Raw genomic sequence first — 16,461 nt, 5'->3', positions numbered from 1 at the left:
CCCCACATCCGACCGCGATAAGTGGCGCACCGAAACTCGCACACCAGCACCGACTAGGTGGTTTACATGTTACGAACTCCTCACTCCTATACGAGCGACCCATACTGCGATTTCGGTCGGTCCAGCAATTGACTCGACCCTTTGCCGGCCGCGGGCCGCGTGTTACGCTCTTGCCGCGTGTTCGATGGCTGGAAAACTCAAAGGCGAGAAATCCATCCCACTGGCATGGTTTAGACACCGGTTAGACCAGGGAGGGACAGGGTGCCGCGATCCAAACCGGAGCTCGCTCGCATTCGCGACTATTATTGTCTGCCACGCTCCGTCGGCTCCGCTCCGAAGAGCATCTACGACATCTGGGAGAACGGCGACGCCTTCAACGACTCCGTCACCCCGTCGACCTACGTCCCCGAGTACCGATCGCACATCACTCTCAAGATCCGCATGCTGACCGCGCCTGAGGCGACGGTGCTGTCGCTCGGCTGCGGCAACGGCTTCGTCGAAGCCGACCTGGTCTCGCACGGCCGCGACATGCGCGCCATCGACTGCAACGCCGAAGCCGTCGAGCTGACCAGGAAGAAGGGCGTCGACGCGCGCACCGTCGACTTCTTCGAGCTGCGTCCGGAGGACGCCGCGGACGTGTCGGCCGTCTACGCCGACGGCCTGCTCGGCCACCTCTTCGACGCCACCGAGGAACTGGCCCCCGCGCTCGGCAAACTCCGCGACCTGGCCCTGCGGCCGGGGACCCACCTGATCCTGTCCAACGACGCTCCGCGCGACGGCAAGGCCGACTTCGCGCCGCACGAGCACGTGGACGGGTTCTGGTTCATCGCGAGGGACTATCTGCACAAGAGCCTGGCGTCTTTCGGGTTCGAACCGGAAGAAAGCTACTACTTTCCTTACCAGCGGCCGGTGAGCGGCATGCGCAACCGCACGATATGCGTCGCGCTCGTACCAGGATGATCGGATCCCGCCTTGCCAATGCCGGCTGAATTCGCGGAGCGACTGCTGCCGCGGCTTCCCGAGATGGTCGCGAATCACGGCACACCGTTCCACATTTACGACGCGCGCGGAATCGTGTCAACGCACAAGGCGCTGGCCCGCGCGTTCAGTGAAATCCCCTACCGGCAGTATTTCGCGGTGAAGGCCTTGCCCAACCCGGCCGTCCTCGCGTTGCTGCGCGCCGCGGGAAGCGGTTTCGACTGTTCTTCTCCGGTGGAACTGCGTCTCGCGGAGGCGGTCGGCGCGCGGAGCGGCGACGTCGTTTTCACCTCCAACAACACCGCGCTGTCCGAATACCGGGCGGCACGCGACGCCGGCGCGCTGATAACGTTCGACGACAGGTCGTTCGCGGAGAAAGTCGACGAGCTTCCCGAGGTCGTCGCCTTTCGCGTCTCCCCCAACGGTCTCGCCGCCGGTTCCACGCTCATGGGTGACGCGGCGCACAGCAAGTTCGGCGTCCCCGCCGGCGAGCTCGCCGGCGCGTACGCGGACGCGGCGGCCCGAGGCGCGCGGCGGTTCGGCATCCACGGCATGACGTGCGCCAACGAGCTCGACACCGGCCGCGCCGCGCAGGCCGCCGCCGACGTCATCCGGCTCGGCGCGCGTGTCGCCGAGGAGGCCGGGATCGAGCTGGAGTACGTGAACGTCGGCGGCGGTCTCGGCATCCCTTACCGCCTGGACGACAAACCCATCGACATCACCGCCTACGCGGACGAGATCCTCGCGGCGCGGGAGAAGTTCTTCGGCGTCGACGGGCCGCGCGTCATCACCGAGATCGGCCGGTACGTGACCGGCCCGCACGGCGTCCTCGTCACACGCGTCATCAACCGCTGCCGCAAAGGCCACGAGATCGCCGGCGTGGACGCGTCGATGTCGTCGCTGATGCGGCCCGCCATGTACGGCGCGTACCACCACGTCTCCCTCCCCTACGCCGAGGGACGGCCCGTCGGCAGGTTCGACGTCGTCGGCGCGCTCTGCGAGAACATGGACAAGTTCGCCGTCGACCGGGAGCTGCCGGAGCCACGCGACGGCGACATCGCGCTCATCCATGACACCGGAGCCCACGGCCACGCCATGGGCTTCACCTACAACGGCCGCCTGCGACCCGCCGAGCTGATGCTCACCGACGCCGGCGACGTGGTGGAGATCCGGCGTGCCGAGACCTACGAGGACTACATGGCGACCGTCCGCTGGGAGTTCGATCTTGGATAGGAGCATGGTCGAGACCGCCTTCGAGCGCCGGGAGTCGTTGTCCGAGGACGACCTCGCGGCCCTCGCACCTCACGTCACCGCCGGCCTTGAGGCCCTCGACCGCGGAGAGCTGCGCGCGGCGCGGCCGGAGGGGCCGGAGTGGGTGGTCGACACCTTCGTGAAGAAGGTCATCCTGCTGTCGTTCCTGACCCGCCGGAACGAGGTCGGCGCCGGCGGCCCGCGACGGCCGAAGAGCTTCGACAAGATCGCGCTCAAGTTCGAGGACTGGGACGACGCCGCCTTCCGCGAGGCGCGCCTGCGTGTGGTCCCCGGCGGCGTCGTCCGCCACGGCGCGTACGTGGCGCCCGGAGTCGTGCTGATGCCGTGCTTCGTCAACGTCGGCGCCTACATCGGCCCCGGCACGATGATCGACACCTGGGCCACCGTCGGCTCCTGCGCGCAGGTCGGTGCGCGCTGCCACATCTCCGGCGGGGCCGGCATCGGCGGCGTCCTGGAACCCCTCGGTGAGCAGCCGGTGATCGTCGAGGACGACGTCTTCGTCGGCGCGCGCTCGGAGATCGCCGAAGGAGTGGTCGTGAGGCGTGGCGCCGTGCTCGGCATGGGGGTGTTCCTCGGCAGGTCCACCCCCATCGTCGACCGCGCCACAGGAAAGGTCGCCTACGGCGAGGTCCCCGAGAACGCCGTCGTCGTCCCGGGCTCCCGTGTCGACGCGAACAATCCCGACATCTCGATCTCCGCGGCGATCATCGTCAAGTACGCCGACGAACGCACCCGCGGCAAGACGGCCCTGAACGACCTCGTTCGCGACTGACCCGTCGATGCCATCGACGCGACCAACGCGACCGACGCCGGCACCGAGCGCGTTCGACCGGCTGCGCGCGCTCCTGGCGGGAATCCCCGCACCCCCTGGCGTCGCCACGATCCCCCTCCAGCTCGGCGAGGCCCGCCTCGTCACGCCGCCGGTGGACGGCCGTCTCCTCGGTGAGGTGGACGGCTGGACGCGCTACCCGCCGCTCGGCGGCACACCTGAGCTCCGCGCCGCCTACACGGGCTGGCTGGAACGCCGCTTCGGCCCCCACCTGCGCGCCGCCGTTGACGAAGGATCGCTCGCCATCGAGCCGACCCCCGGCACGAAGCAAGCCGTCACGGCCGCCATCACCCTCGCCGTCCACCCGCGCGCTCCGGCGGTCGTCCTGCCGAACCCCTTCTATCCCACGTACCACGCGGCGGTGGAGGCCGCGGGAGGCCGCGCGATCCTCTACGGCCACGCGCCGGAGGTCCCCGCCGCCGTGGCCGCTCACCGCGGTGTCGCCGCGGTCGTCGTCTGCTCACCGGGAAACCCCCGCGGTGAGACGCACACCCCTGCCACAGTGCGCGCCATCAGCGCGGCGGCGCGCGCGGCCGGCGCGCTGCTCGTCGTCGACGAGTGCTACATCGACCTCGTCCACGCCGCGTCCGCGCACGACGGGTTCCTGACGTCCGGCACGATCAGTGAAACGGGACGCTTCCTGGTCCTGCACACCCTGTCCAAACGGTCCGGGATGCCGGGCCTGCGGTCCGGTTTCGTGATCGGTGACCCGGCGAGCGTGGCGGCGTACGCGAACCGCAACCGCGCCTGCGGCGTCTCCCAGGCGGCGCCGGTGTGCGCGGTGGCGACACGCCTGTGGGCCGACGACGCGCACGTCGCACACCTGCGGTCCGCGGTGAGCGCCAACTGGGACACCGCGGACGAACTGCTCGGCGATCTGCCCGGTTACCAGCGGGCCGAGGCGGGATTCTTCCTCTGGTTCCCCGTACCCGACGACGAGGAGGCCGCGCGCCGGCTGTGGCGCGAAGAGGCCGTGACGGTGATGCCGGGCCGCTACCTCGGCACGGCCACCGACTGCGGCACCAACCCCGGCGCGGGCCACCTGCGCATCGCGCTCGTCCACCCGCAGGACCGCACCCGCGAGGCACTGACCCGCGTGCGCCGGGTGCTCACCAGGCTCGGACCCCTCACGCCTCCAGAGAAGACGGCCAGATGAACGGCGGTCTCCGGCACTGACCCGCGTACGCCGGATTCCCATGAAGCCTTGACCACCAACGACCACAGGGGAGCTGACCAGATGAGCGGCGGTCTCATCGGATGGATCGACTTCGGACGCGACCTGACGGAGCAGGCGCACATCGTGCACGCCATGACGGACACGATGCGCGACCGCGGCCCCGACGCGGGCGCGGTCCACATCACCCGGCACGCGGCGCTCGGCCACCGCAAGCTCACCACCCCCGGCACCACCGAAGGCCCTCAACCGGCGCTGTTCCCCGCGCGCGGCGGCCCGTCCTCGGACGAGGGGCCCGTCGCGCTCGTGTACGACGGCGCGATCTACAACCTGGCCGCCGTCCGCCGGTCCCTGAACCTGTCCCCCGCCGCCACCGACACCGACGTGCTGCTGCGGGCCTACCTGACGCACGGCGCGGACTTCGTCACCCGCCTCGTCGGCGCGTTCGCGATCGCCGTCTGGGACGCGCGCGACCGGCGACTGCTGCTGGCACGGGACCACATGGGCCTGAAGCCGCTGTACTACCACCCCTACCCCGGCGGGATCCTGTTCGCCTCCCTCCCCAAAGCGATCATGGCGAACCCGCTCTTCACCCCGCGCCTCGACCGCTCCCTGATGACGATCGTGCTCCAGCCGCGCCTCACACTCGCCGGTGAGACACCGCTCGCCGGCGTACACGAGGTGAAACCCGCGCACGTCATCACCTCCACCCCCGGCCACGGCCCGGTCTCGCGCGCCTACTGGCGCCTGACGAGCGAACCACACCCCCACACCCCCGCCGAGACCGCCGAACACGTAAGGGAACTTCTCCACGAAGCCGTGGCGACGCAGCTCCCCGCCTCCGGCCCCTGCGCCGCGATGCTGTCCGGCGGCGTCGACTCGACCTCGGTCGCCGCACTGGCGGCCCGCTCCCTGCCGTACCCCCTCGACACGTACTGCGTCGACTTCGACAGCGACAAGGCCCACTTCGCGCCGACCGAACTACGACCCGACGTGGACAGCCCGTACGCCGCCGCCGCCGCGGAACACATGGGAAGCAGGCACACCACTCTCACCGCGACGATGCGGGACCTGCTCGACGTGATCCCGGCGACCCGCCGCGCACGTGACCTCCCCGGCTGGGGCCAGTTCGACGCGTCGATGTACCTGCTGTTCCAGCGAATGCGCCAGGACACCACAGTGGCCATGTCCGGTGAGGCCGCCGACGAGTTCTTCGGCGGATACCCCTACCTCTTCAAACCCGACCTGATCCGCCGCGACACCTTCCCCTGGCTCGGCGACGGCCCCAGACTCGCCGACTACCTGACCCCGGACCTCAGCCAGGACGGCGACGAGAAGGCCCGCTACGCACAGCTCCTCAGCGAAGTGCCGAGCCTGCCGGGCGAACAGGGCCTGGACGCGCGCATGCGCGAAGTCCTGTACCTGGGAATGGCCGGCCCACTGGCCGTGGTCCTGGACCGCAAGGAACGCATGAGCGCCGCACAAGGCCTCCACGTGCGCCTGCCGTTCTGCGACCACCGCCTGGTCCAGTACGTATGGAACGTCCCCTGGTCCATGAAATGCGCCAACGGCCTGAAAAGCCTCCTCAAGCAGGCGATGGCCGACATCCTCCCGCCCACCACACTGAACCGCCAGAAGAGCGCCTACCCCCACGTCCAGAACCCGTCCCACGAAAAGGCCCTGGTGCACGAGGCGATGCGCATAACGAACGCAGGCGACTCCCCCCTGCACGGAATGTTCGACACCCCCCGCCTCAACGACCTCCTCCGCCAGATCGACACCGACCAGCTGAACGCACAACTCCCCGGCGGCGCCAGCGCCGCACAACTCCTCGTCCAGCTCGTCGAACTCGACGCCTGGATGCGCGACCACCAGGTGACCCTGTCCTGACCCGCTACCGCGCGAGACCTGACGCGTCGATCGAGCGACGTCGAACCAGGCCCCTGACGCCGCAGAGCCGTCAGATCAACCCCCTATGAACGCCGGAGGTGGGAGGGCGGTTGGATGGCGGGCCGGCCTGGAGGACAGCGGCGCGGTCCATCATGGCGAGCGGTCCGGGGCGGGTGGTTGACCTCGTTTCACTCGGCTCGGGCTGCGAGGCTGTCGATGAACAGGTCCAGGAGTCTCCTGGCCCGTGCTCCGGAGTCGTCTGCCCCGGTGGTGGCGAGGAGGGCGCAGATCGCGACGGTCGTGTCCATGGCGTCGAGGTCCTCGCGCATGCTGCCGTCTGCCGCGCCGGCCGCGAGGAATGCGGCGACCACCTCGGCGACACCATCGGAGCCCGGCGAGGCGAACGGGGTCGCGGACTGGCCGGCGGCGCGCAGCGTGTCCATCATCCCGCGAGTGGCGAGCATGAACGAGGCGAACTCCGCCACCCAGAACCGGAACGACGCATGGGCGTTCCGGTCCTGGGTGCGCGAGCGCACGCGCGCGGTGACCTCGTCGAGTTTGCTCTGGTAGACGGCCAGCGCAAGCTCGTCTCGGGTGGGGAAGTGCCGGTAGAGCGTGGCGACGCCGACACCGGCCTCACGGGCGACCTGGTTCATCGAAAGGGTCTCGCCCTCGATGTCGGCACGGGCGAAAGCCTCTCTGGCCGCAGCAACGATCAGCTCACGATTGCGCCTGCGGTCGGCCCGCTCGCGGCGGTCCGGATGGGACTCAGTAGACAAGTGGAACGCACTCCTCTTATGCTGGAATGAAACGGAATGCGATCCGTTTCGTCCATCGTAGGTCAGGAGACGTCATGGGCGACAAGACCGTCATCATCACCGGCGGCAACGCCGGTCTGGGATACCAATGCGCGAAGAACGTCGCCCTCAGCGATCCGGGCTACCACGTGGTGCTCGCCTGCCGGAGCCTGGCGCGAGGCGAGGCGGCGGCCAAGGCGCTGCGGGTGGAGACCAACAACTCGAACATCTCGGTCATGGAACTGGACCTGGCCTCATTGGCCTCGGTGCGCGCCTTCCACGTCACCTACTCGCACGCGGCCTTGCCGCCACTGCACGGTGTGGTCTGCAACGCCGGCATCAGCGCAGGCGGCACGCCCGGCATGCCACGCACCGCCGACGGCTTCGAGACGATCTTCGCCGTCAACCACCTGGGGCACTTCCTGCTGACCAACCTCCTGCTGAACCAGATGGGCGACAGCGGCCGCATCGTCTTCGTCACCAGCGACCTGCACGACCCGCCGGCCTTCTTCCCCGTGAAGGTGACCTACCGCGACGCGGCAGCGATCGCCGCCGGCCGAGGCCCGGGAATGCAGGCGTACTGCACGTCGAAGCTGTGCAACCTCTACTGCACATACGAGATGGCCAGGCTGCTGGCCGACCAGACCGACCGGCACATCACCGTCAACGCCTTCAACCCCGGCGCCATGCCCGACACCGGATTCGCCGCGCCCACCGGAAACGCCCTGGTGCGCGGCGCGACGCACGTCATCGGCACGATCATGGGCAAGCTCATCGGGAAGCAGAGCACCTCCACGGCATCCGGCGCCGCGCTCGCCAAGCTCATCACCGACCCCGCCCTGACCACCACGACCGGCACTTACATCGACCGAGGAGCGCAGGCGCCGTCCTCTCCCCTCTCGCGCGACCGCGACAACGCCCGGGAACTCTGGCAGGCCAGCATGGACATGACCGGCCTGCGCGAGTCCGACACCATCTTCGCCTGACCGAACGGGGCGATCCGATCCAGGCTGACTCGCCCGCCCGCGGGAGGCGTCTGTGGCGGGCGGGCATGGCGGTCAGGAGATGGGCAGGCCGCCGACCAGTCGGCATCCGTCGGCCGTCTGGGTGTTGTCCAACGTGGTGAACTGCAGGCTGTCGGAGACATACACAAAGGACTGGCCGGCCGGAGTGACCAGCGAGACCTGCGCGGTGGCCGCGCTGGTCGGCGCGATCGCCGAGACGTTGTACTCCGCCCAGTCGGATGACAGGACCGACAGCGCGCTGTCGCTGTTCGAGATCAGCGTGTTCGAGGCATTTACCACCTTCTGCGAACCGGCCAGCCTCTGGCAACGCGGCTCGAACGAGAACACGAACGGCCTGCTCCGCCAGTACTTCCCGAAGTACACCGACCTGTCCGCATACACCGCCGAACAACTCGACGCCGTCGCGGCCGGACTCAACACTCGTCCCCGCAAGATCCTCGGCTGGCAGACCCCTGCCGAACTCTTCGCTGAGCCCGTCGCAACAGTCGAAGGACCCCTGTTGCGAAGATCGCTGGAATCCGCCCCGACGAGACGGCCTGGTCATTGCGACATTCCAGGGTCCGGGTGTTGCGACGAGCTCTAGAACCTAAGCCGTCAAGTGGGGCCAAGTGAAACTGTCCTAGCCAGGGCGGGAAACGACTCGGCGCCGGGGTCCGGCCGGACGAGTTCGGCCGGCGACTGCATGACGGCAGGTGACAGTGGAACCTGGTCTTCTTTCAGGAGACGGCGGGCCGCGGCGAGCCGGCACATCCGGTCGGCGGCCGCTGCCGCATGAGTGCGATCGCCGACCGCACCGACCGCGGAGTAGGTAATTCTCGCCGATGTGCGGACATTGGCACCTTGGCACAATCGCATCTGCCGGGTGTGGTTGTAACGGCTCGCTCATGTCCGGTGTTTCTGATCGTCACTGACCGAAAAGAGAACATCACGATGGAGAACGTTATGGACGCCGACGAGGCCGGCATCGACGAGTCGGCCCCGGTGGTCAGCCGCCACAGCGTCACGGTGGCCGCGTCGGCAGACACCGTCTGGCGCATTCTCACCGACATCGACACGTGGACGACGTGGCTGCCGGAGATTCCGTACGCGCGTATCGAAACGCCCGGTCCGCTTGCGTCGGGCTCGGTGTTCCGCTGGTCCGCCGCGGGAATGGAGATCGAGTCGACGTTCGTACAGGTGTGGCCGCAGGAACGCCTGGTGTGGCGGGGATACGGTGGCGGGCCGGACGGCGTCCTCGGCGTTCACGTCTGGGCTCTCACCCCGGCCGGCGACGGCGTCGAGGTGTCCACCGAGGAGTCCTTCGCCGGGCCGCCTGTCGATGCCGACCCCGCAACCTTCCAGGCAGGTCTCGACACGACGCTCGCCATGTGGCTGCGTCGGCTCAAGACCACGGCTGAGGCGGCGACCGCCTCATGAAGAACCGTGTGGGCGCCGTCACGGCGATAGTCGTCGTCGGCGGTCTGATGGGCGTTACGGGCGCACCGGCTCGGGCCGAGGCCACGCGCGTCGGCGGCTTCGACCGCACGGTGGTGCGATGCGCGGGAAAGACCGTCGACACCTCGGCGAAGATCCGCTACCGGACGGAGACGGTGATCGCCGCTCCGCTGCGTACCGTCTGGAGGCTTCAGACCGACGTGGAACGCTGGCCGTCGTGGCAGAAGCCGGTCCTCTCCAGCAAGCGACTCGATCGTGGCCCATTACGTCCCGGTTCGTCGTTTCGATGGACGACGCCGGTACCCGAGACCGAGGTGAACCCCGCCACGACCCTCGAGGTCACCTCCACCGTCCGGCAGCTGCGGCATCAGAAGTGTCTTCGGTGGGACGGACCGGCGATCGGTGCCGGGCTGAGAATCGACAAGGGGGTCCACGTGTGGACCTTCACCGAGGTAGGCGGCCGGGTCGTCGTGCGGACCGAGGAGACGTGGCGCGGTGACCAGGTGGAGCAGGACGTCGGTCTCTCCACCACGGCCCTCGGCGCGGGTCTCGAAACATGGCTGACAGAGCTGAAGACCGTGGCCGAGCGGGAGGGTAAGCGCACCCGTCATCCAGCACCGATGTAACCCGGCGGCCCCGCCGGTCTCCTCCGGCGGGGCCTTTCCGGCCCCATCGGAACGGCACCGTCATCGGAAAAGCTCACGCAACTGGCGGCGTGAGGTGATGCCCAGCTTGCGGTAGATGTTGCGCAGATGGGCGTCGATCGTTCGCGGGCTGACGAACAGCAGGGCCGCGACCTCCTTGGTGCCCGCGCCGGAGGCGACCTTGCGAGCGACGAGTAGTTCCCGAGCGGTCAGCCCAGCCGGCGAATCCGCGTCGCCGGCCAGGACCTGCTCGCCGACGGCATCCAGTTCGCGGGCGGCGCGGGCGACGAACCCACGCGCGCCGATGGTGGACAGCAGATCGTGTGCGGCACGGAGTTCCACCCGCGCTTCGCTACGGCGGCCGACCCGTCGCAGCCACTCCCCATGGAGCAGGCGGGCACGCGCGTAGTGGACCCGCATTCCACTTCCGGCCAACCGGCTGATCGCTTCACGGTAAAGGTCCTGCGCGCCCAGCCCCGGGTCGAGCAGCGCACAGGCCAACAGATGCGCACCTGTCGTCCAGGCGTTCGGATTGACCCGTGCGAGACTCTCGATCCATTCGGCGGAGTCTCTGGCTTCTTCGAGACGTCCGGTGGCTGCGGCGGCTTCGACCAGTTCGCCGTGGAAAGCGGTGACGACGTAAGAACCGCGCCGGTGCTGGTCCTGCGCGACCAGCAACGCCTCAAGCGCGGCCTCATGGTCGCCGTTCCCGTTGTGCAGCACACCGCTCGCGTAATGCAGCGGGGTGAACTCCACTCCGACCCGGCCGTGCAGCATCTCTCGTATCTCGCGGAACCGTTCGGCGTCGCCGCTCAACGCGGCGAGCATCAGGTCGGAGCCGACGAGATTGGACGTCCCCGCGGCCTCGTCGACCGCACGCGCCTCGACGATGCAGACGTGCGCGTCGGCGAAGCGGCCCACGATCGTCCGGGCAACCGCCTGGAAGCGCAGTGCGTGCGGCAGTATCGCGTAGGCGCCCTGCGTCCGGGCCAGTTCGACCTGACGATCGGCGATCTGCTCCATGGCGGCGCGGTCACAGAGGTCGATGCTCAACACGCAGGCGCGTTCCATCCACCACGGATCCGCATCGGGCATGCGGGCATGATCTTGAAAGGCGTCGACCGCACGGCGCATCGTGGGCACCGCCTCGTCCACCGCGCGGAGGTTTTGGTCGACCAACGCCTCCAGCAGCAGGTCGACCGGACGTGGCGGCCTGCGCCGGTGTACCCGTTCGCGGATGTGCAGGGCCAGCCGCCGCAGTCTGCCAGGCTCGTCGATGCTGAACATCAGCGACGCGAACGCCTCCAGGTAGGTCTCGCCGGCTTCATCGGGCCCCATGCCGTCGGCCGCGTCGATGAGCGCGATCGTCGCTGGAATACTCCGTTCGACGTGATAGTCGATCATGGCGCGCAGCAGACGTGCCGCGGAACGGCCGGCCGGATCCAGCCCATGACGCTCAGCCCGATCCGCCAGTTCCCGCGCGCCGGAGGGTGCTCCCGATTTCAACCGCGCCTGGGCCGCGGACAACAACCGGTGTGCCTGCCGCGAACCGCTCGGCGTCAGCCGTGCGGCGCGCTCGAAGAACGCGGCCGCGGCCGCGAACCCGCCGCGTCGCTGCGCCCGGTCCGCTGAACGCTCCAGTTCCGTCGCGGTCCTCTCGTCAGGACCGGCGATGGCGTTCGCCCGGTGCCATGCGCGGCGGTCGGGATCGATGTCGGCGTCGGTGCATGCGGCCAGCGCCGCGTGCGCCTGCCGTCGCGCCTCGGCACCGGTCGATCGGTACACCGCGGAACGCGCCAGCGGATGCCGGAAGTGCACCCGTGGACCTGTCAGCAACAGGCCGCTGTCCTCGGCCGCGGCCAGATCCGCGCCGCTCAGCCCTTCAAGTGTCATGGCACGCCGCAGCAGAGCGAGGTCGCCCGTCGGCTCCGCCGCGGCCAGCGCCAGCACCGAGCGCGTCGATGCGGGAAGCCGGAGGAATCGATGCGCGAACCGTTGTTCCACAGCACGGTGCTTCGTATCCCCTGGTAGGCCGAGAGGCCCGGCGTCGCGGGCGAACTCGATCAGTGCGAGGGGGTTGCCGGCCGCCTCGGCGAGGATCCGTTGCACGATCCAGGCGTCATGGCCGAACGGGGCCAGGTACCGCAGCAGTGTGAGGGCTTCGGAGTCGGTGAGTCCGGCGAGAGTGCGTGCGGGCACGCGGACAAGCTCGGGGACCGAAGCGACGTCACGGGCGGCGAACACCATGGCGATCCGCTCCGACGCGATGCGCGCCGCGACGAAGGCCAGCACCTGCCTCGATCCGGCGTCGATCCACTGCACGTCGTCGATCGCGCAGAACACCGGCCGGTCTTGGCCCGCGGCGCCCAGGAGGCCCAGGACGGCCAGGCCGACCAGCATCGGGCTCGGCGTGACCCCGGCATAGAGGCCGAACACCGTGTCGAGCGCGCGCCACTGCGGTGCGGGCAGGCAGGCGCGGTGTTCAAGGATCGGCATACACAGATGGTGCAGGGCCGAATAGGGCAGTTCGCTCTCGAACTCGACACCACCGGCGCGCAGCACCTGCCAGTCGTCGAGCGGCGCAGCGGCCTCGTCGATGAGCGTCGACTTGCCGATCCCCGCCTCGCCGAGGACGAGCAGCGCGCCGCCACGGCCTTCCGCCGCGGCCACCGTCACCGCCGCGATCTCGCTCAGCTCCATCTTCCGGGCGACGAAACACCCCGACCTGATATCGGCCATCAGCTTCCGCGCGTGTCCGGACGAACGGTCGTCGGAGGCGGGGTGGTGCTCGCACGCACCACGAGAGTGGTTTCGAGCTCGTGCCGGTCTTGTGCCGGTTGCCGGCCCGCGGCGAGTGCAGGCGCGAGCTGTGCGGCGGTCGCGCCCGCCTCCGAGGACTGCCGTCGCACCGTGATCAGGAGTGGCGCGCCCCATGCGGCCCGGTCGACATCGTCGAATCCGACCACGCTCAGGGCGTCCGGAATCCGTAGACCGGCCCGGCGAGCGGCTTCGCCTACCCCGAGGGACTGGAGATCGTCGCTGCACACTGCCGCCGTGAGACGGTCAGGCAGGCTCAACAGGTCGGTCCCCGTTTCACGCCCTGCTCAACGGTGAGAACGCAGCGGCGCTCCATACCGTCGTCGTACGGAACGCCGGCGTTGTCGATGGCAGCACGGAAGCCGTCGAGCCGCGCCCGCGCAGAGAGGTCGCGGAGCAGGGCTGCCACCCGCCGGCGGGTCCATGGGCCTACGCCGCCGCGGCCGTCGAGCACCTCGGACACCGCAGGGGGACGACACGCCGGCGAACTCGGCGATCGTCGTGATCGGTACGTCACCACGGCATGCCTTCCCATGTGGCGGTGTTCGGACTGGTTCGACCACAAACGGAGTTTAAGCTCAGCCCGCGACCGGTGATGCGATCGGCTCACCTCACCCGGCCGAGGCCGCGGTCCGCCAGCTGGTCCAGCTGCGGCAGAGCACGTACGCCACCGCGGTCGTCACCACGACGAAGAGGTCGATGAACGCGGTCCGCATCGCGTCGGGCTTGTCCCACATGACGAAGCAGTAGACGGTGATTGCGCCCTTGTGGAAGAGCAGCAGCTCCCACAGGCCCCACTGCCCGCGCGGCGCGACGGAGAGTATCATCCAGATTCCCGCGAAGACGACATAGGCCAGCGTCCGCCAGGCCTCGGTGATGACGCGGTCGTCGGCTACGCTGTTCACGATGAGGATCCCGTTCATCAACGCCCGACGTTTCTAGTCGGGCAGCTCGAACAGTTCCAGCTGGATGCCGTCGGGGTCCCGTAGGTAAAGAATCTTCGTTCCGGCCAGCGTCCCCGCGTCGACGCCATCGCCGTCCTGTAGCACGACCGGATCGGCGTTGACGTGTACGCCTCGCTCCACCAGGTCACGGTGCGCCGCGTCGAGGTCGTCGACCTCGAAACACAAGTGCATGACCCCGACGTCGCAGTTGCGCCCGGTGAAGGGCTTTGGCCGCGGGTTGTCGTACTGGATGAGTTCCAGGAGGACGTTGTCACCGGCCAGTGCGAACGATGCCCGCATCGACGGATTCTCCAGCTCGACGACCGCACCGATCGCCGGGTTCGTGGCCGAGATCGTCACGCCGTGCGGCGCGATGCCGAGAACGTCCTCGTACCATTTCACCGACCGCGCGAGATCGCTGACCGGCACCCCGATGTGGTTCACTCTGGTCACTCTGCTCATGATCCCCATCATGAAAGGCAGGGCCGCACGGTGGAAGGCACAGATCTGCCGCGTACGACCTGTACCACCCAATTCGGCTGACCAGTAGAGGATCCTGTGGTAATGAATGACTTCGGTGCCGCGCTGCGGGCCTGGCGGGACCGCGTAGACCCGGCCGCCGTCGGTCTGACGACCGCATCCCACCGCCGCGTCGCAGGGCTGCGACGCGGCGAGCTGGCGACACTGGCCGGCATCTCCCCCGAATACGTGGCGCGCCTTGAACAGGGCCGGGCCGCCACGCCCTCGGCGCAGGTCTGCGCCTCCCTGGCTCGCGCGTTACGACTCTCCGACGACGAGGAAGCGCACCTGATGCGCCTTGCCGGCTTCGCCCCTGCCCCGGACCGGATTCCCTGCCTGATCCCCGGTAGCCTGCACCGCGTCATCGACGAACTCGGCGACATCCCGGTGGCCGTCTACGACGCCGCCTGGCGGCTCCTGCACTGGAACCGGCTGTTCGCGGCCGTCTTCGGCGATCCCGCTGACGCGACCGTCGACGATCGCAACGCCCTGATCATCCAGTTCGAATCCCGAAACCTCCGGGTCCGCCAGACCGACACCGAGCGTGCGTACTTTGAGCAGTCATTGGTCGCCGACCTGCGCAGCACCAGCGCCCGCTATCCGAACGACCCCGACGTGGCGGCGCTGGTCTCCCGCTTGGCCGGGAACGATCGGTTCCGTCACCTGTGGGCGCTGCGCGCGGTGGCCGTCCACGAGAGCGCCCACAAGACGGCCGTACATCCGGTAGTGGGCGCCATCCCCCTGGACGCCAACGTCTTGACCACACAGAACGCCGATCTCCGCGTCGTGGTCCTGACGCCTCGGCCCGGCACCGGCGCTCGTGAAAAGCTGGACCGCCTGGGTTGACGAGGCCAGGCCAGCACTGGACAAATAAGAAATAACCCTTGAGTTCGTTGGGCTGTTGTGGCCTGCGTAGCCCCATGACCTGGGCTTATCGGCTGGCGCTCCGGCTTCTTCGAGAGCTGATGAGATTTCGGGGATTCTGAATGATGTTCCCCGGCTTTCGTGGAGTCACTTTGGTTGACTTGCATGCCTGGACTCCCAGAAGAGGTCAGCATGCCGAGGAGCTATCCCCCCCGAGTTCCGTCGTAAGGTCCTGGACCTGCTCAAGGCCGGACGGACTGTGCAGCAGGTAGCCGCCGACTTGCAGATCAGCGACCAGGCGATCTACAACTGGCGCAGACAAGACCGTATCGATGCAGGCCTGGAGCCGGGCATCACGTCCACCGACCAGGTCGAGTTGGTCGCCGCTCGACGACGGATCGCCGAGTTGGAGACCGAGCTGGCGGTGATCCGGCGGGCCAGTGAGCTTCTGCGAGAGGCGGTGTCCCCAAAAGGCGGTTCGAGGCCATCGCGATGATGGCCGTCGAAGGCTTCCCTGTCCAGGTCTGCTGCCGGGTGATGGGTGTCTCAGAGTCGGGCTACCATGCCTGGCGCAGCCGCCCACTATCGGATCGCGCTGTGCGCCATGCATGGCTGACCGAGGTGATCCACGAGATTCACGCCGCCTCCCGAGGCGTCTACGGCGGTCGTTCGGGTGTACGCCGAACTTACCCTCGGCCGCGGCATCGCAGTCGGGCACGGCGCGGTCGCCGTGCTGATGCACCGTGCCGGCATCAAGGGGCTATCCGGCCATCGCCGCCGTCGTCCCACCCCGCAGGTGCCCACCGCCACCGACATGGTCGACCGGCTGTTCACCCGATCCAGTCCGAACCAGCCGTGGGTCACCGACATCACCGAGCACCCGACGAGGGAAGGCAAGCGCCGTCACACGTGGGCATCTACGCCGGCGACCATCGGGTCTGTACGGTCACTGTTAGCTGGACACAACCTTCAGGAGGGTGCGACAGGCATGGATGGCATCTTCCCGAGGCCCGAGAACCCTTAGTCACTCAGTTTGTCACTCTCGCCCCGCTTCTGTGATCAGGAGCGGGGCGTTTTCCAGGCTCGCCCACCCCCGTTGTCACCCGGTTGTCACCCAGAATGCGGATAACGTCCTGCCGACGAACCGCGCACAGACCAATCCCGCGAAAGAGCCCCACGGGCAAAGAGCTGCGTGAAGATCTCCGGTTCGGTGAAGGCCGCATCTCGACCGCGGCCGGAGTCTTCCTCCGCCCTCTCACGGTCCGGTCGGGGGC

General features: G+C 68.5%; 17 protein-coding genes and 1 pseudogene. 12 read left to right on the top strand and 6 right to left on the bottom strand.

The window, feature by feature from the left end; genetic code table 11:
- Positions 1 to 261 precede the first annotated feature (261 nt).
- The 5 genes from ACFO60_RS15135 (at position 262) to asnB (ending at position 6,143) form a co-directional block, all read left to right on the top strand.
- Positions 262 to 960, top strand: coding sequence for a methyltransferase domain-containing protein (locus tag ACFO60_RS15135; protein ID WP_380840831.1), 699 nt, complete (start codon positions 262 to 264; stop codon positions 958 to 960).
- 114 nt (positions 961 to 1,074) lie between these two features.
- On the top strand, positions 1,075 to 2,211 hold the full coding sequence (locus ACFO60_RS15130; RefSeq protein WP_380840829.1) for a diaminopimelate decarboxylase: 1,137 nt from the start codon (positions 1,075 to 1,077) through the stop codon (positions 2,209 to 2,211).
- A gap of 4 nt (positions 2,212 to 2,215) precedes the next feature.
- Positions 2,216 to 3,022 carry a 2,3,4,5-tetrahydropyridine-2,6-dicarboxylate N-succinyltransferase gene (locus ACFO60_RS15125; protein ID WP_380840828.1) on the top strand — a complete coding sequence of 269 codons (807 nt, stop codon included), beginning with the start codon at positions 2,216 to 2,218 and terminating at the stop codon, positions 3,020 to 3,022.
- Between the two features lie 7 nt (positions 3,023 to 3,029).
- Positions 3,030 to 4,235 carry an aminotransferase class I/II-fold pyridoxal phosphate-dependent enzyme gene (locus ACFO60_RS15120; protein ID WP_380840826.1) on the top strand — a complete coding sequence of 402 codons (1,206 nt, stop codon included), beginning with the start codon at positions 3,030 to 3,032 and terminating at the stop codon, positions 4,233 to 4,235.
- An 81-nt stretch (positions 4,236 to 4,316) separates the two neighbouring features.
- Positions 4,317 to 6,143: an asparagine synthase (glutamine-hydrolyzing) gene (gene asnB / locus ACFO60_RS15115; RefSeq protein WP_380840825.1), complete on the top strand. Its 1,827-nt coding sequence runs from the start codon at positions 4,317 to 4,319 to the stop codon at positions 6,141 to 6,143.
- 188 nt (positions 6,144 to 6,331) lie between these two features.
- On the opposite strand, the gene ACFO60_RS15110 is transcribed toward asnB, so the two are convergent.
- Positions 6,332 to 6,922 (bottom strand): TetR/AcrR family transcriptional regulator, encoded by a 591-nt coding sequence (locus tag ACFO60_RS15110; RefSeq protein WP_380840823.1) that lies wholly within the window; start codon positions 6,920 to 6,922, stop codon positions 6,332 to 6,334.
- 74 nt (positions 6,923 to 6,996) lie between these two features.
- Here ACFO60_RS15110 and ACFO60_RS15105 point away from each other — a divergent pair, with 74 nt between their 5' ends.
- The 4 genes and pseudogenes from ACFO60_RS15105 (at position 6,997) to ACFO60_RS15090 (ending at position 10,025) form a co-directional block, all read left to right on the top strand.
- A complete protein-coding gene (locus ACFO60_RS15105) occupies positions 6,997 to 7,926 on the top strand; it encodes an SDR family NAD(P)-dependent oxidoreductase (RefSeq protein WP_380840821.1) in 930 nt (309 codons plus the stop codon).
- A 319-nt stretch (positions 7,927 to 8,245) separates the two neighbouring features.
- Positions 8,246 to 8,449: pseudogene (locus ACFO60_RS15100) on the top strand (transposase); the annotation flags it as partial.
- 458 nt (positions 8,450 to 8,907) lie between these two features.
- Entirely contained in the window at positions 8,908 to 9,381 is a 474-nt protein-coding gene (locus ACFO60_RS15095; protein ID WP_380840820.1) for an SRPBCC family protein, read from the top strand.
- 8 nt (positions 9,382 to 9,389) lie between these two features.
- Entirely contained in the window at positions 9,390 to 10,025 is a 636-nt protein-coding gene (locus ACFO60_RS15090) for an SRPBCC family protein (RefSeq protein ID WP_380840819.1), read from the top strand.
- Between the two features lie 60 nt (positions 10,026 to 10,085).
- Here the strand turns inward: ACFO60_RS15090 and ACFO60_RS15085 are convergent, their stop codons facing one another.
- The 5 genes from ACFO60_RS15085 to ACFO60_RS15065 all read right to left on the bottom strand — a co-directional run bounded on the left by ACFO60_RS15085 (position 10,086) and on the right by ACFO60_RS15065 (position 14,248).
- The gene (locus tag ACFO60_RS15085; protein WP_380840817.1) at positions 10,086 to 12,782 is read right to left on the bottom strand and encodes a helix-turn-helix transcriptional regulator; all 2,697 of its coding nucleotides are present in this window, start codon (positions 12,780 to 12,782) and stop codon (positions 10,086 to 10,088) included.
- A complete protein-coding gene (locus tag ACFO60_RS15080) occupies positions 12,782 to 13,120 on the bottom strand; it encodes a substrate-binding domain-containing protein (RefSeq protein WP_380840816.1) in 339 nt (112 codons plus the stop codon). Before ACFO60_RS15080 ends, ACFO60_RS15085 begins: the two co-directional genes overlap by 1 nt.
- Positions 13,117 to 13,269, bottom strand: coding sequence for a hypothetical protein (locus ACFO60_RS15075; RefSeq protein WP_380840815.1), 153 nt, complete (start codon positions 13,267 to 13,269; stop codon positions 13,117 to 13,119). The genes ACFO60_RS15080 and ACFO60_RS15075 overlap by 4 nt, the downstream gene beginning before the upstream one ends.
- A 202-nt stretch (positions 13,270 to 13,471) precedes the next feature.
- Positions 13,472 to 13,765, bottom strand: a complete 294-nt coding sequence (locus ACFO60_RS15070) for a hypothetical protein (RefSeq protein ID WP_380840814.1) — start codon at positions 13,763 to 13,765, stop codon at positions 13,472 to 13,474.
- A 33-nt stretch (positions 13,766 to 13,798) separates the two neighbouring features.
- Positions 13,799 to 14,248, bottom strand: a complete 450-nt coding sequence (locus tag ACFO60_RS15065; protein ID WP_380840813.1) for a VOC family protein — start codon at positions 14,246 to 14,248, stop codon at positions 13,799 to 13,801.
- Positions 14,249 to 14,368: 120 nt separating this feature from the next.
- Here ACFO60_RS15065 and ACFO60_RS15060 point away from each other — a divergent pair, with 120 nt between their 5' ends.
- From ACFO60_RS15060 to ACFO60_RS15050, 3 genes are all read left to right on the top strand, one after another.
- A complete protein-coding gene (locus ACFO60_RS15060) occupies positions 14,369 to 15,169 on the top strand; it encodes a helix-turn-helix transcriptional regulator (protein WP_380840812.1) in 801 nt (266 codons plus the stop codon).
- Between the two features lie 187 nt (positions 15,170 to 15,356).
- The gene (locus tag ACFO60_RS15055) at positions 15,357 to 15,683 is read left to right on the top strand and encodes a transposase (RefSeq protein ID WP_380840913.1); all 327 of its coding nucleotides are present in this window, start codon (positions 15,357 to 15,359) and stop codon (positions 15,681 to 15,683) included.
- A gap of 177 nt (positions 15,684 to 15,860) precedes the next feature.
- The gene (locus ACFO60_RS15050) at positions 15,861 to 16,211 is read left to right on the top strand and encodes a hypothetical protein (protein ID WP_380840811.1); all 351 of its coding nucleotides are present in this window, start codon (positions 15,861 to 15,863) and stop codon (positions 16,209 to 16,211) included.
- Positions 16,212 to 16,461 lie beyond the last annotated feature (250 nt).

The organism is Sphaerisporangium dianthi, from assembly GCF_042654065.1.
In the GTDB taxonomy this organism is placed as follows: Bacteria; Actinomycetota; Actinomycetes; order Streptosporangiales; family Streptosporangiaceae; genus Sphaerisporangium; species Sphaerisporangium dianthi.
This window is presented reverse-complemented; position numbering and strand designations above follow the sequence as displayed.

Bases quoted from the DNA above. Each gene is read 5' to 3' on its own strand.
- ACFO60_RS15125 (WP_380840828.1), top strand. From the start codon at position 2,216: ATGGTCGAGACCGCCTTCGAGCGCCGGGAGTCGTTGTCCGAGGACGAC.
- ACFO60_RS15120 (WP_380840826.1), top strand. From the start codon at position 3,030: ATGCCATCGACGCGACCAACGCGACCGACGCCGGCACCGAGCGCGTTC.
- asnB (WP_380840825.1), top strand. From the start codon at position 4,317: ATGAGCGGCGGTCTCATCGGATGGATCGACTTCGGACGCGACCTGACG.
- ACFO60_RS15105 (WP_380840821.1), top strand. From the start codon at position 6,997: ATGGGCGACAAGACCGTCATCATCACCGGCGGCAACGCCGGTCTGGGA.
- ACFO60_RS15095 (WP_380840820.1), top strand. From the start codon at position 8,908: ATGGACGCCGACGAGGCCGGCATCGACGAGTCGGCCCCGGTGGTCAGC.
- ACFO60_RS15085 (WP_380840817.1), bottom strand. From the start codon at position 12,782: ATGGCCGATATCAGGTCGGGGTGTTTCGTCGCCCGGAAGATGGAGCTG.
- ACFO60_RS15060 (WP_380840812.1), top strand. From the start codon at position 14,369: ATGAATGACTTCGGTGCCGCGCTGCGGGCCTGGCGGGACCGCGTAGAC.